The organism is Pseudomonas sp. CFBP13508 (genome assembly GCF_005233515.1).
GTDB classification, from domain to species: domain Bacteria; phylum Pseudomonadota; class Gammaproteobacteria; order Pseudomonadales; family Pseudomonadaceae; genus Aquipseudomonas; species Aquipseudomonas mercuritolerans.
In genome coordinates this window covers 495,437-510,297 of sequence record NZ_QFZZ01000003.1, presented here as the reverse complement: position 1 = coordinate 510,297, position 14,861 = coordinate 495,437, and the positions used below count along the sequence as shown (strand labels likewise).

Sequence of the window (14,861 nt, the reverse complement as noted above, 5' to 3'; positions counted from 1 at the left end):
CCGCTCTCACCGATTTGAAATGATCCAGTGAGAGCGGTTTTTTTATGCCTGGCTGAATTGCGAAGCCAGTTCACGCAACAGCACTTCAGCCTCAAGCACTTTGCTGACGACATCGTTAGCTTTTTCACGGCTCAGGCCGACGCGTTCAAGCAGGGCATCCGGAATATCTTCATCCGGCCCAGAGCCAATCCCGCGACTACGCAGCAGGCGCACGGCCAGGCAGACGAGGTTCGGGTATTCGGCGTAGGCGCCGTCGTAGCTTGGGTCGTGCTGGAAGCGCAGGGCGGTGGCCAGCTCATCCGGCATGTCCCAGTAGCGCATCAGCCACGAGCCGATCTGTTCGCGGCTGATACCCAGCAGGTGTTGCTCGATATAGCTGTGGCACAGATGCGGATTGACCTCCAGGTGGCGGCAGATCAGTGAGAAGTGCGGCGGAAAGACGTGGGCCAGCAACAGGTAACCGAAGTTGTGCAGCAGACCGGCCAGATAGGTCAGGCCGGCTTCCGGGCGCTGGGCGCGCGGCATGGCGCGGGTCAGGCCTTCGATGACGGCGGCGGTGTAGATCGACTGTTGCCAGTACGGCGTGGTGTGTTGCGGGTGGTCTTTGGGCAGGCTCAGGGTCTTGCCGAGGGCCAGGCCCAGTGCCAGGTTGATCACCAGATCGAAGCCGAGCACGCGGACGATTGCGTCTTCCACCGAACGAATCTTGCCCGGCGAGGCGTAGTACGGCGACGCCGCCCAGCTCACCACTTGTGCGGCCAGTGCCGGATCGGTTTCAACCACGCCAGTGATGTCGTCGATTGTGGCGTTCGGATCAACGCGCAACTTGATGATTTTTTGTGCAGTCTCGGCCAGCGGCGGAATCTCGATGGTCGCCTCCAGACGCTGCTGAATGCGCCGCGCGGTGAACGCCTGCACGGCCTGGGTGATTTCCTCGCGGTCATCGTCCGGGCGGTCGAGGTTCGGGCGGATGCTGCTCAGGGCTTCGCCGAAGTTGGCGGCGCTGGCTTTGGTCAGCATCGATTTGAAGTCTTCGCTGCTGATTTCCAGCAGCAGGCCCGGCTCGCCGGAGTTGATCAGCAACTTCGGCTCGCGCAGCAGGCTTTCTTCGTAGAGGCACGGCGAACTGGTCAGCGCCGGCAGGCCCGGCAGCAGGCTCAGATTGTGTTTGCCGAGCATCTTCTCCAGGCGCTCGGTGGACACGGCTGTGAGGCGGCGGCCAGTGAGTTCGGCGAGACGATTGAGATCCAGCAACTGGCTCTGTGGAAACAGCACCATCAACGCGCCCACGGCGTCATCCAGCAACACGGCCTGCACTTTGCGCGAGGCATTGAGGCCGTGGTGGTCGAGCACTTCTTCGTAGGCAACGCCCAGCTTGTTGAGCAGCAGCCGAATAACAGACGGAGCTTGCGGAGATTCGGGGACGAGAGCAGCTTCGGTCATGGTCTGTATCCGTTTTTGAAACAATGGCAGGAGTATAACCAGCTCTGTAGGAACGATCCTGCACAAACTGCGACGGTGCTCACACTTGGCCGTATTGCTGCCCATGGCGCAGCCAACGGTCAAGCAATGGGCTGACGTGAGTCGGCCAGCGCTCCAGCAAAGCCTGGGCGGCGTCGCGCACGGCGGGCAGCAGGTCGGCGTCGCGCATCAGGTCGGCGACCTTGAATTGCAGCAGGCCGGTCTGGCGGGTGCCGAGCATTTCCCCGGGGCCGCGCAGTTCGAGGTCCTTTTCGGCGATGACGAAACCGTCGTTGGTCTCGCGCATGATGCCCAGGCGCTGGCGACCGATCTGCGACAGCGGCGGATGGTAGAGCAGTACGCAATGGCTGGCGGCGCTGCCCCGGCCGACGCGACCACGCAACTGGTGCAACTGTGCGAGACCAAGGCGTTCAGGGTTTTCGATGATCATCAGACTGGCGTTGGGCACGTCGACGCCGACTTCGATCACTGTAGTGGCGACCAGCAGTTGCAGGTTGCCGGCCTTGAACTCGGCCATCACCGCAGCCTTTTCGACCGGTTTCATGCGCCCGTGAATCAGCCCGACCTTCAATTCGCCGAGGGCGGCGGTGAGGTCTTCGAACGTGGTTTCGGCGGCCTGGCAAGTCAGCTCTTCGGATTCTTCAATCAGCGTGCACACCCAATACGCCTGACGCCCTTCGGCACAGGCGCTGCGTACTCGCTCGATGACTTCGACGCGGCGGGTGTCGGTGACCAGCACGGTGTTGACCGGCGTTCGCCCGGGCGGCAGTTCATCGAGGATCGAGGTGTCGAGATCGGCGTAGGCACTCATCGCCAGCGTCCGTGGAATCGGCGTGGCGGTCATGATCAGTTGGTGCGGGCACATGCGCCCGCCGACGCCTTTCTGCCGCAATGCCAGACGCTGTTGCACGCCGAAGCGGTGCTGTTCGTCGATGATCACCAGCGCAAGGTTCTTGAACTGCACTTCGTCCTGAAACAGCGCGTGGGTGCCGACCACCATCGGCGTGCCGCTGGCGATCTGCTCCAGTGCGGCTGCGCGATTCTTGCCCTTGAGCTTGCCGGCCAGCCACGCGACTTCAATGCCCAGCGGTTCGAGCCAGCGCTTGAAGGTGATGAAGTGCTGTTCGGCGAGGATCTCGGTCGGTGCCATCAGCGCTACCTGATAACCGGCCTCCAGCGCTTGCAGCGCAGCGAGGGCGGCGACCACGGTTTTCCCCGCGCCAACGTCACCCTGAATCAGCCGCAGCATTGGTTCGTGCTGGCTGAGGTCGTAGGCGATTTCGTTGCCGACTCGCTGTTGTGCGCCGGTGGGGTTGAAGCCGAGGTTTTTCAGGTATTTCGGCGGCAGCCTGGTGGCTTTCGGCATCGCTGGTGCGCGCAGTGAACGCATGCTTTCGCGCAGACGCTGCTGCGACAGTTGATGGGTGAGCAGTTCTTCGAAAGCCAGGCGATGCTGCGCCCAGTGATGGCCGAGGGCGAGTTCATCGACATCGGCATCGGCGGGCGGGTTGTGCAGGTAGCGGATCGCATCGGCCAGCGGCGCCAGTTGATAGTCGCGGGCGAGTTCGGTCGGCAGCCAGTCGGGCAGGGTGCTCGGCTTGAGCAGCGTCAGGGTCTGCATGCACAACTGGCGCAGGCGCTGCTGGGTCAGGCCTTCGGTGAGCGGGTAGACCGGGGTCAGGGTTTCGTCCACTGGCGGTGGTTCATCACCGGTGATCGCGCGGTATTCCGGATGATAGATTTCCAGGCCTGAGGCGCCGGGCCGGGCTTCACCGTAGCAGCGAACCCGCGTGCCACGCTTGAGCCCTTCCTTCTGCGCGTTGCTGAAATGGTAGAAACGCAGACTCAGGCCGCCGGTACCGTCCTGCAAGCGCACGACCAGACTGCGACGGCGACCCATGACCACATCGGCACCGCTGACGGTGCCTTCGACCACGGCGTCCTGCCCCGGCCGCAACGCGCCGATCGGCACCACACGAGTGCGATCCTGATAGCGCAGCGGTAGGTGGAACAGCACGTCCTGCAGATTCTCGAGGCCGACCTTGGCCAGTTTCTCGGCCATGGCCTCGCCGACACCCTTGAGTGCCGTCACCGACACTTGCGACAGCTCCGTCATGACGCTCGCTTAACCGGCCGTAACCGGCGCCGTTGGCTTGGCCACCGAGCACAGGCGAATGGAATCGGCGAGGATCTCGATGGCTTTCGGCCGTGGGAAGCTGGCGCGCCAGGCGATCGCCACGGTGCGGAACGGCACCGGCGCGGTCAGTGGGCGCACTTCAATCACGCCCGGGGCGTAGTGATGGCTGTCCACTGCCGACAATGGCAGGATCGAGATGCCCAAGCCGGAGGCGACCATGTGGCGAATGGTTTCCAGCGAGCTGGACTCGACCGTGGTGTGCTTGGCGCCGTCGTTGCCTTTGGTCAGGGTCGGGCAGGCCTCGAGCACCTGATCGCGGAAACAGTGGCCTTCACCGAGCAGCAGCAGGCTCTTGTCGTTGAGCAGGCCGGCGTCGATGGATTCTTTCTTGGTCCACGGGTGCTGGGCCGGCATCAGGACGTAGAACGGCTCGTCGTACAGCGGCAGGGTCAGCACGTCGGCTTCGTTGAACGGCAGGGCGATGATGATGGCGTCGAGTTCGCCGTTGCGCAGTTTGTCGCGCAGCACGTGGGTAAAGTTTTCTTCGATGTACAACGGCATCTGCGGGGCGACCCGGTGCAGTTGTGGAATCAGGTGCGGGAACAGGTACGGGCCGACGGTGTAGATGGCGCCGACTTTCAGCGGTGCGGTCAGCTGGTTCTTGCCGGCCTGGGCCAGTTCGCGAATGCCTTGGGCTTGTTCGAGGACTTTTTGTGCCTGGGCGACGATGCCTTCGCCGACCGGGGTCAGGCGCACGGCGCTTTTGCTGCGCTCGAAAATCAGCACACCGAGTTCGTCTTCAAGTTTCTTCACGCCCACCGACAGCGTCGGCTGACTGACGTGGCAACGCTCGGCGGCATGGCCGAAATGCTGCTCTTGGGCGAGGGTGACGATGTAGCGTAATTCTGTGAGGGTCATAGCAAGCGTCCATGAAGATGCGCGCCAAGCATACCGGCTGCAATCGATAGACGCACGTTATCAGACTGCGGGTTGAGTGCGACACCGGTCGAGGTCGGTTTGCCGCTCGTTAATAAGGCGAAAAGCAAAAGATCGCGGCCTTCGGCAGCTCCTACAGTTGGAAATGCGATTCCCTGTAGGAGCTGCCGAAGGCTGCGATCTTTTGCTCTGGCTGTTTAGCGGCGACGTTCGAGCGAATAAACAAACGGCGCAACAATTTCGATCGAGCCGTTGTTGAGCATGTCGGCCGGCGGCTTGGGCAGTGGTTGCGCGCGGCGGATCATGTCCAGGGTGGCCCGGTCCAGATCAGCGTTGCCAGAGCGGCCCACCAGTTCGAACGACAGTACATTACCTTCGCCATCGACCACGAAGCGCAGACGATTCAAACCTTCCTTGCCACGCGACTGTGCACTCTGCGGGTACTTTTTGTACTTCTGCAAATGCGCGAGCAGGGTGCCTTGCCAACTGGCCTTGGCCGCCAGTTGCGCTGGCGACGGGCCCGGTGCCGGCTGGGCGGATTTCTCCGTCGGTGCCTGGGTCGGCTGGGTATCGGCCGGTTTCTCCTCGGAAGGTTTTTCCTTCGGCGGCTCGGGCAGCTTTTTCTCGACCGGCTTCGGCGGTTTTGGCTTGGGTTTCGGCTTGGGTTTGGGTACCGCGATTTCCGCTTTCGGTGCTTCAGCCAGTTTCGGGATCGGCAACTCTTCCACCGGAGCCGGTGGCTGCGGCGGCGTGACGACTTTCGGCGGAGCCGGCGGTGGCGGGGCGGGCAACGGGGCCAGCTCGACCATCATTGCCTGCGGCGGCAATTCGATGGGCGGGCGGGCAGTCCAGTTCAGCGCCAGCGCGATGGCCAGCGCATGCACGCCCAGCACCACGGCCAGGCTACCGCTGTAACGCGTCAGCTTATGGCGCGTCGTGATCATTTCTTGGCTGCCGTCTCAAGTCCGACCAGACCAACCTTCAGGTAACCGGCGGCGCGCAGGCTGTCCATCACGCTCATCAGGTCGCCGTAATCCACGCCTTTGTCGGCCTGGAAGAAGATGGTGGTGTCTTTCTTGCCCTGGGTCTTGGCGTCGAGGGTGGCGCCGAGGGTTTCGGCTTTCACTTCGTCGTCACCGAGGAACAGGCGCTGGTCAGCTTTGACACTGAGGAACACCGGTTTCTCTGGCCTCGGCGCCGGTTTGGCGGTCGAGGCGGGCAGGTCGATTTTGATGTCCACGGTGGCCAGCGGCGCGGCCACCATGAAGATGATCAACAGCACCAGCATCACGTCGATGAACGGCGTAACGTTGATTTCGTGGTTCTCGGCCAGATCGTCGTCTGCGCCTTCTTTCAAATGCAGGCCCATGGCCGATTACCCCACTTTAACCATGTGCGGCTGCGAGCTGCGCTCAGGCTGGTGGTCGAGATCGCGGCTGACCAGCAGCAGGACTTCTGCCGAGGCATCGGAGACCTGCGCCTTGTAACCGGCGATGGAGCGGGCGAAGACGTTGTAGATCACCACCGCAGGAATCGCCGCAACCAGACCCAGTGCAGTGGCCAGCAGTGCTTCAGCAATACCCGGTGCGACAACGGCGAGGTTGGTGGTCTGGGTTTTGGCGATGCCGATGAACGAGTTCATGATGCCCCACACGGTACCGAACAGACCTACGAACGGTGCGGTCGAACCGATGGTGGCGAGGACGCCGGTGCCGCTGCTCATGTTGCGACCGCAGGCAGCAACAAGGCGCTCGAGGCGGAAGCTGACACGCTCCTTGATGCCTTCTTTCTCGCGGCTGTTGACCGACAGGCGCATCTCTTCGAGCGCGTCATGCACCAGCAGGTTGGCGAGGGTGCCTTCTTTACCAGCGGTGGCGCTGGCTTCCTTGAGGGTGGTGGCTTTTTTCAGTGCGGCGATTTCGCCACGCAGACGACGCTTGGCGCCCATCAGCTCGAAGCCTTTGGCGATCCAGATGGTCCAGGTGATGATCGATGCGATGGCCAGACCGATCATCACGATTTTCACGATGATGTCGGCGTTCTGGTACATGCCCCACGGCGACAGGTCGTGGGCCATGCCCAAGGTGTTGTCGGCTTCGAGGACTTCAGGTGCGTCGGCCGCGTCGACAGCCTGCACCGGATCGGTGGCGGCCGGTGCAGCCGGAGCGGCAGCGGGTGCGCTCTGCTCGGTGGCGGCTGGTGTGGCTGGCGCTTGAGCGTCGGCGAAGGCCGCGGTCGGTGCCAGCATCAGGCTGAGCAACAGAGCCGCGACGGCGCTCCAGGCGCGAGGTCGAGTGGTTGGCGAAGCGGGAGTTTGATTACGTGTCATGCTGGCCGGACCTGAGGTAGAAAAACGTTATTGCTCTTCCAGGCCTCGTGAGGCCGAGAACAAAAGTGGCGTGCATTATTGCAAGTAATTCTTGTTAACAAAAGTAATAGAGTAACTTTTTTTCCACCATTGCTAGCCGTTCGTCCTGTGCCAGAGCTAGTCTGTGCCTTTCCGATGGGAGTTTTCTGATGTCCGCGCCTTCTGTTTTGATTGCCGGTTGTGGTGATGTCGGCAGTCGTCTGGCCACGCAATTGCTGGCGGCTGGCTGGCAAGTCCATGGCCTGCGCCGCGACGTTTCCAAGCTGCCGGAGGGTGTCATCGGCGTCGCCGGCGATCTGTTCAACGAAGAATGCCCGGCGACCTGGCCAGTGGGTGCCGTGGATTATCTGGTGTATTGCGCTGCGGCCACTGATCACGATGAAGAGGGCTATCGCAAGGCCTACGTGCAGGGCTTGCAGAATGTGCTGAGCTGGCTGGGCGACTATGGGCAAGTGCCCGAGCGACTGATCTTTGTGTCCAGCAGCAGCGTTTACGGTCAGCAGGATGGCGCTTGGGTGGATGAGACCTCCGAGACGGTCGCGGCCGGATATTCAGGTCGCTTGATGCTTGAAGCCGAGCAGGTCGCGCTCAATAGCGGCATCCCGGCAAGCGTGCTGCGCTTGACCGGGATTTACGGGCCGGGTCGCGAGTGGCTGCTGACTCAGGTGCGTCGCGGCTATCGCGTGGCGATTGATCCGCCGCTGTATGGCAATCGGATTCATGCCGATGATGCAGCGGGGCTGCTGGCGTTCTTGCTGGAAAAAGACCGTGAGGGGGGCAAGCTGGACCAGCTCTATATCGGTGTGGATGACGCGCCAGCGCCGTTGGCCGAAGTGGTGGGCTGGTTGCGCGAGTACCTGGGCGTGACTGAATGGGCCGAAGACGCCAGCGTGCGGCGCACTGGCAGCAAGCGTTGCAGCAATGCGCGGGCGAAAGCGTTGGGGTGGGTGCCGAAGTATTCGAGTTATCGCGAAGGCTATGCAGCGATTCTTGAAGGTAAGTGCTGAGTTTTAAGCAACACAAAAACCACTGTGGGAGCGAGCCTGCTCGCGAATGCGGTATGTCAGTCATTATCAGTTTGACTGACCCACCGCGTTCGCGAGCAGGCTCGCTCCCACATTTGATCTTCTGAGATTTCGGAGGCAGGTTACTGCTTCTCCAGCAACCACTTGCGCTCACCTGCGGCAAACTGCGGTTGCTCATCCGCCAGCGCAGCGTTGACTGCCTGCAGAATCTCCAGCTCCTTGCCCTTGCGCACAAAGATCCAGTTATTACCTTGGCCATTGAGTTGCAGCCACATGCTGTCGTTGCCATTGCTCATGGACGCGCAATCGCCCGCCAGACACAAGGCATAACGGTCAACGCCCGGCAGGCCGGTCACCTGGCCGTCGGCCTGGAACTGCACGGTACCGCCTTCACCCTGGCCGCTGGCGATGGTCCAGTTGCCGCCCAGGTACGCCGAGTACAGCGCGCGTTCGAAGCTCGCACCGATTGGCGCGCCTTCGGGCACCGGGATCTGTGCGCGATCGAAGAGTTGTTCGGGTTCGTTGTCGCTGGCGGCTTGCTGCAGGCGTCCGCCGTCGCGTTTCAGTTCACTGGCGGAGCTGCCATAGAAGTCGACTTTCCAAGCGCCGGACTCTTCGCCCAGCAGCCGTCCTTCGACATTCTCAAAACCGTTGGTGTAGCGGGCCTGACCGGCCTTGGTGTTGACGTCCCATTCCAGATTCGGGCCGTAAGCCTGGAGCGCTTCACGCAGGGGACCGCCCTTGGCGGCGGCATCGATCGCCACCTGATTGATCCAGGTGCCGCTGATGTCACGGTCGGCAGGGTCGCTGGCGCAGCCGCCGAGAAACAGGGCGAGCAGCGAGAGAGCTAGCGCTTTGCGCATGGTGGAATCCTTTCAAAACCTTTTCTTGCGGCAGTCGGCGCGGCGTGGAGGCCGCGCCGTGCGCATCACTCGATGACCAGAATGGCATCCATTTCAACCTGCGCACCCTTCGGCAGGGCGGCCACGCCGATGGCGGCGCGGGCAGGGTATGGCTGGTCGAAGTACTTGCCCATGATCTCGTTGACCTTGGCGAAGTGGCTCAGATCGGTGAGGAAGATGTTCAGTTTGACGATGTCCTTGAACGAACCGCCGGCGGCTTCGGCCACGGCTTTGAGGTTCTCGAAGACCTGGACGGTCTGGGCTTCGAAGCCTTCGACCAGTTCCATGGTTTTCGGGTCCAGAGGAATCTGGCCCGACATGTACACGGTGTTGCCTGCCTTGATCGCCTGGGAGTAAGTACCGATGGCGGCCGGGGCCTTGTCGCTGGTGATGACGGTTTTGGTCATGTAGGACTCCTTGTAATAGGCAGGTTATGCACGCATGCGGGTGATGCGGATCACCCCGGTCAAGGCGCGCAGTTTCTTGATCACGCGGGCCAGGTGCACACGGTCGTGAACGCTGACCACCAACTGCACGACGCTGATGCGACCATCGCGTTCGTCCATGCTGATTTTCTCGATGTTGCCGTCGGCCGCGTTGACGCTGCTGGCCAGCAGGGCGATCAGGCCACGCTGGTGTTCCAGCTCGACGCGCAGCTCGACGTTGAATTCGCCGGTGACATCCTTGGCCCAGGAGAGCTGGATGCATTTTTCCGGGTTGTGCCTGATTTCGCTGATGTTGCGGCAGTTGTCCAGGTGCACGACCATGCCTTTGCCCGCCGACAGGTGCCCGACAATCGGGTCGCCCGGGATCGGCGTGCAGCACTTGGCGTAACTGAGCACCAGGCCTTCGGTGCCGCGAATCGCCAGCGGGCCTTCCGGGCTCGGCAGTTGTTCGCCTTCGCCAAGCAGGCGGCGGGCGACCACGTAGGCCATGCGATTGCCCAGGCCAATGTCTTCGAGCAGGTCTTCGATCAGTTCGAGACGGTATTCGGTAAGCATCGCTTTGACGCGCTCGGCCGGAATCTTTTCCAGCGAGCTGTCGAAACCGTTGAGGACCTTGTTCAGCAGACGTTCGCCGAGACTGATGGACTCCGAACGGCGCTGCAGTTTCAACGCATGACGAATGTGCGTGCGCGCCTTGCCGGTAACGACGAAGTTGAGCCACGCCGGATTTGGCCGTGCGCCGGGGGCGCTGACGATCTCGACCGTGGAGCCGCTTTGCAGCGGTTCCGACAGCGGCGCGAGACGACGATTGATCCGGCAGGCGATGCAGCTGTTGCCGACATCGGTGTGTACCGCGTAGGCAAAGTCGACCGCCGTGGAGCCTTTCGGCAGCTCCATGATCCGGCCTTTTGGCGTGAACACGTAGACCTCGTCCGGAAACAGGTCGATCTTCACGCTCTCGATGAATTCCAGCGAGTTGCCGGCGCGTTGCTGCATTTCCAGCACGCCTTTGACCCACTGGCGGGCGCGGGCGTGAGTGCCTTTCGGCTGCTCGTCGCCGCTGGATTTGTACAGCCAATGCGCGGCGATGCCGTTGTTGGCCATCTCTTCCATTTCGCGGGTGCGGATCTGGATCTCGATCGGTACACCGTGCATGCCGAACAGCGTGGTGTGCAGCGACTGATAGCCGTTGGCCTTGGGGATCGCGATGTAATCCTTGAAGCGTCCGGGCAACGGTTTGTACAAATTATGCACAGCACCCAGTACGCGGTAGCAGGTATCGACCTTGTCGACGATGATCCGGAACGCATAGACGTCCATGATCTCGTTGAAGGCCCGACGCTTGCCGCGCATTTTCTTGTAGATGCCGTAGAGGTGTTTCTGCCGCCCGCTGACTTCGCCCTGGATGCCGTCGATGGCGAGGCAATGGCCAAGGGACTCTTCGATCTTGTTGACGATTTCCTTGCGGTTGCCCCGGGCGCGCTTGACCGCCTGGTAGATCCGCGCGGAACGCATCGGGTGCATTGCCTTGAAACCTAGGTCTTCGAACTCGATGCGGATCGCGTGCATGCCCAGCCGGTTGGCGATGGGTGCGTAGATCTCGAGGGTTTCCTTGGCGATGCGTCGGCGCTTTTCGCCGGACAGCACTTCCAGCGTGCGCATGTTGTGCAGACGGTCGGCGAGTTTTACCAGGATCACCCGGATGTCGCGCGCCATCGCCATGGCCATTTTCTGGAAGTTTTCCGCCTGGGCTTCGGCCTTGGTCTCGAAATTCATCTGGGTCAGTTTGCTGACCCCGTCGACCAGTTCGGCCACGGTTTCACCGAACTGCGCTTGCAGCGCTTCCTTGGCGATACCGGTGTCTTCGATCACGTCATGCAGCATCGCGGCCATCAGGCTCTGATGGTCCATGTGCATGTCGGCAAGAATATTGGCCACGGCAAGAGGATGCGTGACGTACGCCTCGCCGCTGCGACGGCGTTGACCGTCATGGGCTTGTTCGGCGTAGAAATACGCTCGGCGGACCAGGTTGACCTGGTCGTTGCCGAGGTAGGTCGATAAGCGATCGGCGAGGGCGTCTATGCTCGGCATGATGAATCCTGCCGAAAGCTGTGACCCCGCGCCGTGCTACGTCGACCAGGCATAGGCTTAGACGGCCTCGTTCGACTCGTCCTCGAACGCTGCGAACAGCGGTTCATCCTGGACGATTTCCTGCTCGGCGATGAACTCGTAGCTCATCAGGCCTTCAGCAATTTCACGCAGCGCGACAACGGTCGGCTTGTCGTTTTCCCACTGCACCAATGGCTCTTTGCCGCCGGTGGCCAGTTGACGGGCACGCTTGGTAGAGAGCATGACCAGCTCAAAGCGGTTTTCCACGTGTTCTAGGCAGTCTTCAACGGTTACGCGGGCCATGGTATTCCTCGGAGCGAATGCAATATGCGCGCTGCCCGGTTGGGCGAGCGGACTGAACAGTTTAAAAAATCACCAGCGATTAGGGAAGCGCTGATTTTTTGACCAGACCCTTCAACGCGCTGCAAGCACCAATGTAAAGCGCTTGCAGGCATTTTGGGAAGTGCTGATTTAGCCGAGCAATTCAGCCAGCAATTTGCCGAAACGCACTTGCTGGCGTTTCTGTTGCAGCTGATTGGCGCGGAAAATCGCTTTCAGATCGTCCAGCGCGTGGGCGAAATCGTCGTTGATTATCAGGTAATCGTAATCGACGTAATGGCTCATCTCGCTGACCGCCTCGCGCATGCGGCCGTCGATGATCTCGTCGCTGTCCTGGCCGCGGTTGGTCAGGCGCTGGTGCAGGGCTTGCAGCGATGGCGGCAGGATGAAGATCGAGCGCGCTTGCGGCATCAGCTTGCGCACTTGCTCGGCGCCTTGCCAGTCGATTTCCAGAATCAGGTCGTGACCTTCGTCCAGGGTCTGTTGCAAACGGCTTTGCGAGGTGCCGTAGAAGTTGCCAAAGACTTCGGCGCGTTCAAGGAAGTCGCCGTGCTCGCCCATCTTCACGAACTCTTCGCGGGTCACGAAATGGTAGTTCACGCCATCCACTTCGCCCGGGCGCATGGCGCGGGTGGTGTGCGAGACCGAAACGCGGATCTCCGGATCGGCGTCGGTCAACGCCTTGACCAGGCTGCTCTTGCCCGCGCCCGATGGCGCGGAAATGATGTACAGGGTGCCGGTGTGTTGGGTCATGTCAGGGTAGCCTTACTCAATATTCTGCACTTGTTCGCGCATCTGCTCGATCAACACTTTGAGGTTGACGGCGGCCTGGGTGCTGCGCGGGTCGAAGGCTTTGGAGCCCAGTGTGTTGGCTTCGCGGTTGAGCTCCTGCATCAGGAAGTCCAGACGCCGCCCGGCGGCACCACCGGACTTGAGCACCCGGCGAACTTCGATGATGTGGGTGCTCAGGCGATCCAGTTCTTCGGCCACGTCGCTTTTTTGCGCGAGGATGACCATTTCCTGTTCCAGGCGCTGCGGGTCGAGCTCGGCCTTCATGTCGGCAAAGCGGTCGAGGACTTTCTGGCGCTGGGTAGCGAGCATCTGCGGCACCAGTTCTCGCAGGGTCACGACGTCTTCTTCGATGGAAGTAAGGCGGTCGTTGATCAGACGAGCCAGCTCCGCGCCTTCGCGCTCGCGGCCAGCCTTCAGATCCTTCAAGCCCTGATTGAACAGCTCCAGCGCTTCGGCGTTCAGCGCTTGCGGGTCGGTCGCATCGGCCACCAGCACGCCGGGCCAGGCCAGCACTTCCAGCGGATTCAGCGCGGCGGGATTCTTGATCAGGCCGGCCACGGTTTCCGCAGCGGCAACCAGTTGTGCAGCGCGCTCGCGGTCGACTTGCAGCGGCTTGCCGGTGCTTTCTTCGGTGAAGCGCAGCGTGCATTCCAGTTTGCCCCGCGACAGACCCTGGCGCAGCGCTTCACGTACGGCGCCTTCGAGGTCGCGAAACGATTCGGGCAAGCGCAGGTGCGGTTCCAGATAGCGGCTGTTGACCGAGCGCAGTTCCCAGCTCAGGGTGCCCTGAACGCCGGCTTTCTCGACGCGGGCGAAGGCGGTCATGCTGTGCACCATGGCGGTGACCTCGCAATGCAGATCGGCGCGAAACGCTGTTTCGCAGGCGCGATTTCAATGAATTTAAGCCGACTGGCAGCAAAGGCGCAGGATTGTAGCGCAGTGCGGCGAGTGCGCCCAAACACACGGTGTGACAAAGCGCTGCAGCCCGTCGGTTATGCGCGCTTGAGGGGCTTCGGTCGTCGGCCGGCGGTTTTAACCAGTGCCCACTCGCGGTGCAGCGCTCTATAATGCTCGGCAGTTTTCCGTCCTCAGTACAGGTATCCCTATGAAACGTCCAAGTGGTCGCGCTGCCGATCAGCTCCGCTCGATCCGCATCACCCGCAACTACACCAAACACGCCGAGGGATCCGTACTGGTCGAATTCGGTGATACCAAAGTCATTTGCACCGTCAGCGTCGAAAACGGCGTACCGCGCTTCCTCAAAGGCCAGGGCCAGGGCTGGTTGACTGCCGAGTACGGTATGCTGCCGCGCGCCACCGGCGAGCGTAACCAGCGTGAAGCCAGCCGTGGCAAGCAGGGCGGTCGTACTCTGGAAATCCAGCGCCTGATCGGCCGTTCCCTGCGCGCAGCGCTGGACATGTCCAAGCTCGGCGACGTGACCCTGTACGTCGATTGCGACGTGATCCAGGCCGATGGCGGTACTCGCACCGCCTCCATCACCGGCGCCATGGTTGCACTGGTCGATGCCTTGAAAGTGATCAAGAAGCGCGGCGGCTTGAAAGGCGGTGACCCGCTCAAGCAGATGATCGGTGCGGTCTCGGTGGGCATGTACCAGGGCGAGCCGGTGCTGGATCTGGACTATCTTGAAGATTCCGCAGCTGAAACCGATCTGAACGTGGTGATGACCAGCACCGGTGGTTTCATCGAAGTGCAGGGCACCGCCGAGGGCGCCCCTTTCCAGCCTGAAGATTTGAATGCCATGCTGGAACTGGCGAAGAAAGGCATGAACGAGATCTTCGAACTGCAGAAGGCTGCGCTGGCCGACTAAGGTTCTTGACCACAAGGAGGACGTGATGAGTGACGAGCAAGAGTTGCTGCCCAAGCCGAGCCAGGAGGTTCGCCAATGGGCGATGTTCTGTCACTTGTCCGCCTTGCTGGGGATCTGGATTCCGTTCGGCAATCTGATCGGGCCGCTGATCCTATGGCAGATGAAGCGCGAGAAGGACCCTTTCATCGATGCACAGGGCAAAGAGGCGCTGAATTTTCAGATCACTGTCGCCATTGCCTCGATGATCTGCTTTTTGCTCATGCTGCTGATCATTGGTTTCTTCCTCTTTGGTTTGCTGGCAATCGCGGCATTGGTCCTGACGATCATTGCAGGGGTCAAAGCCAACGAAGGTTTTCCTTACAGATATCCGTTCACTTGGCGACTGATCAAGTGAAAGTCTGTTGTATCGCAATATGAAAATGCCCCGACTTATCGGGGCATTTTTATTTGTGCAACTTAATAATTGGTTTTTGTTGTAGGACTAGTCTGTTAACGAT

Annotated in this window: 15 protein-coding genes; 3 read left to right on the top strand and 12 right to left on the bottom strand. The window is 61.2% G+C overall.

Annotated elements, in window-relative coordinates:
* Positions 1–42: 42 nt before the first annotated feature.
* The 6 genes from PspCFBP13508_RS10770 to exbB form a co-directional block, all read right to left on the bottom strand.
* On the bottom strand, positions 43–1,443 hold the full coding sequence (locus PspCFBP13508_RS10770) for an aminoacyl-tRNA deacylase and HDOD domain-containing protein (RefSeq protein WP_071172104.1): 1,401 nt from the start codon (positions 1,441–1,443) through the stop codon (positions 43–45).
* A 79-nt stretch (positions 1,444–1,522) separates the two neighbouring features.
* Complete coding sequence (gene recG, locus PspCFBP13508_RS10765; protein ID WP_137214408.1) at positions 1,523–3,598, bottom strand: ATP-dependent DNA helicase RecG; 2,076 nt, start codon at positions 3,596–3,598, stop codon at positions 1,523–1,525.
* A gap of 9 nt (positions 3,599–3,607) precedes the next feature.
* Positions 3,608–4,537 carry a hydrogen peroxide-inducible genes activator gene (locus PspCFBP13508_RS10760; RefSeq protein WP_016772533.1) on the bottom strand — a complete coding sequence of 310 codons (930 nt, stop codon included), beginning with the start codon at positions 4,535–4,537 and terminating at the stop codon, positions 3,608–3,610.
* A gap of 215 nt (positions 4,538–4,752) precedes the next feature.
* Positions 4,753–5,499: an energy transducer TonB gene (locus tag PspCFBP13508_RS10755; protein WP_042608108.1), complete on the bottom strand. Its 747-nt coding sequence runs from the start codon at positions 5,497–5,499 to the stop codon at positions 4,753–4,755.
* Entirely contained in the window at positions 5,496–5,924 is a 429-nt protein-coding gene (gene exbD, locus PspCFBP13508_RS10750) for a TonB system transport protein ExbD (protein ID WP_137214407.1), read from the bottom strand. Before exbD ends, PspCFBP13508_RS10755 begins: the two co-directional genes overlap by 4 nt.
* 6 nt (positions 5,925–5,930) lie before the next feature.
* Positions 5,931–6,884, bottom strand: a complete 954-nt coding sequence (gene exbB, locus PspCFBP13508_RS10745; protein ID WP_024014803.1) for a tonB-system energizer ExbB — start codon at positions 6,882–6,884, stop codon at positions 5,931–5,933.
* A gap of 188 nt (positions 6,885–7,072) precedes the next feature.
* On the opposite strand from exbB, the gene PspCFBP13508_RS10740 reads away from it, so the two are divergent.
* Complete coding sequence (locus PspCFBP13508_RS10740; protein WP_137214406.1) at positions 7,073–7,930, top strand: SDR family oxidoreductase; 858 nt, start codon at positions 7,073–7,075, stop codon at positions 7,928–7,930.
* Between the two features lie 140 nt (positions 7,931–8,070).
* On the opposite strand, the gene PspCFBP13508_RS10735 is transcribed toward PspCFBP13508_RS10740, so the two are convergent.
* From PspCFBP13508_RS10735 to PspCFBP13508_RS10710, 6 genes are all read right to left on the bottom strand, one after another.
* Positions 8,071–8,811 (bottom strand): hypothetical protein, encoded by a 741-nt coding sequence (locus tag PspCFBP13508_RS10735; RefSeq protein WP_125927416.1) that lies wholly within the window; start codon positions 8,809–8,811, stop codon positions 8,071–8,073.
* A gap of 65 nt (positions 8,812–8,876) precedes the next feature.
* Positions 8,877–9,257, bottom strand: a complete 381-nt coding sequence (locus PspCFBP13508_RS10730) for a RidA family protein (protein ID WP_014340863.1) — start codon at positions 9,255–9,257, stop codon at positions 8,877–8,879.
* A 24-nt stretch (positions 9,258–9,281) separates the two neighbouring features.
* Positions 9,282–11,387, bottom strand: a complete 2,106-nt coding sequence (gene spoT / locus PspCFBP13508_RS10725; protein WP_007920338.1) for a bifunctional GTP diphosphokinase/guanosine-3',5'-bis pyrophosphate 3'-pyrophosphohydrolase — start codon at positions 11,385–11,387, stop codon at positions 9,282–9,284.
* 57 nt (positions 11,388–11,444) lie between these two features.
* Complete coding sequence (rpoZ, locus tag PspCFBP13508_RS10720) at positions 11,445–11,708, bottom strand: DNA-directed RNA polymerase subunit omega (protein WP_008030604.1); 264 nt, start codon at positions 11,706–11,708, stop codon at positions 11,445–11,447.
* Between the two features lie 168 nt (positions 11,709–11,876).
* Complete coding sequence (gmk, locus tag PspCFBP13508_RS10715; RefSeq protein ID WP_039757364.1) at positions 11,877–12,497, bottom strand: guanylate kinase; 621 nt, start codon at positions 12,495–12,497, stop codon at positions 11,877–11,879.
* A gap of 12 nt (positions 12,498–12,509) precedes the next feature.
* Positions 12,510–13,373, bottom strand: a complete 864-nt coding sequence (locus PspCFBP13508_RS10710; protein ID WP_137214405.1) for a YicC/YloC family endoribonuclease — start codon at positions 13,371–13,373, stop codon at positions 12,510–12,512.
* Between the two features lie 268 nt (positions 13,374–13,641).
* Between PspCFBP13508_RS10710 and rph the strand changes: the two genes are divergently transcribed.
* Positions 13,642–14,364, top strand: a complete 723-nt coding sequence (gene rph / locus PspCFBP13508_RS10705) for a ribonuclease PH (RefSeq protein WP_027610407.1) — start codon at positions 13,642–13,644, stop codon at positions 14,362–14,364.
* Positions 14,365–14,389: 25 nt separating this feature from the next.
* Entirely contained in the window at positions 14,390–14,758 is a 369-nt protein-coding gene (locus PspCFBP13508_RS10700; RefSeq protein WP_016772541.1) for a DUF4870 domain-containing protein, read from the top strand.
* Positions 14,759–14,861: the final 103 nt, after the last annotated feature.

What these genes read in the sequence shown, in the direction of transcription:
- rpoZ (WP_008030604.1), bottom strand. Translation starts at nt 11,708, where the DNA reads ATGGCCCGCGTAACCGTTGAAGACTGCCTAGAACACGTGGAAAACCGC.
- exbB (WP_024014803.1), bottom strand. Translation starts at nt 6,884, where the DNA reads ATGACACGTAATCAAACTCCCGCTTCGCCAACCACTCGACCTCGCGCC.
- recG (WP_137214408.1), bottom strand. Translation starts at nt 3,598, where the DNA reads ATGACGGAGCTGTCGCAAGTGTCGGTGACGGCACTCAAGGGTGTCGGC.
- PspCFBP13508_RS10760 (WP_016772533.1), bottom strand. Translation starts at nt 4,537, where the DNA reads ATGACCCTCACAGAATTACGCTACATCGTCACCCTCGCCCAAGAGCAG.
- PspCFBP13508_RS10700 (WP_016772541.1), top strand. Translation starts at nt 14,390, where the DNA reads ATGAGTGACGAGCAAGAGTTGCTGCCCAAGCCGAGCCAGGAGGTTCGC.
- spoT (WP_007920338.1), bottom strand. Translation starts at nt 11,387, where the DNA reads ATGCCGAGCATAGACGCCCTCGCCGATCGCTTATCGACCTACCTCGGC.
- rph (WP_027610407.1), top strand. Translation starts at nt 13,642, where the DNA reads ATGAAACGTCCAAGTGGTCGCGCTGCCGATCAGCTCCGCTCGATCCGC.
- gmk (WP_039757364.1), bottom strand. Translation starts at nt 12,497, where the DNA reads ATGACCCAACACACCGGCACCCTGTACATCATTTCCGCGCCATCGGGC.
- PspCFBP13508_RS10710 (WP_137214405.1), bottom strand. Translation starts at nt 13,373, where the DNA reads ATGGTGCACAGCATGACCGCCTTCGCCCGCGTCGAGAAAGCCGGCGTT.
- PspCFBP13508_RS10770 (WP_071172104.1), bottom strand. Translation starts at nt 1,443, where the DNA reads ATGACCGAAGCTGCTCTCGTCCCCGAATCTCCGCAAGCTCCGTCTGTT.
- PspCFBP13508_RS10740 (WP_137214406.1), top strand. Translation starts at nt 7,073, where the DNA reads ATGTCCGCGCCTTCTGTTTTGATTGCCGGTTGTGGTGATGTCGGCAGT.
- PspCFBP13508_RS10755 (WP_042608108.1), bottom strand. Translation starts at nt 5,499, where the DNA reads ATGATCACGACGCGCCATAAGCTGACGCGTTACAGCGGTAGCCTGGCC.
- exbD (WP_137214407.1), bottom strand. Translation starts at nt 5,924, where the DNA reads ATGGGCCTGCATTTGAAAGAAGGCGCAGACGACGATCTGGCCGAGAAC.
- PspCFBP13508_RS10730 (WP_014340863.1), bottom strand. Translation starts at nt 9,257, where the DNA reads ATGACCAAAACCGTCATCACCAGCGACAAGGCCCCGGCCGCCATCGGT.
- PspCFBP13508_RS10735 (WP_125927416.1), bottom strand. Translation starts at nt 8,811, where the DNA reads ATGCGCAAAGCGCTAGCTCTCTCGCTGCTCGCCCTGTTTCTCGGCGGC.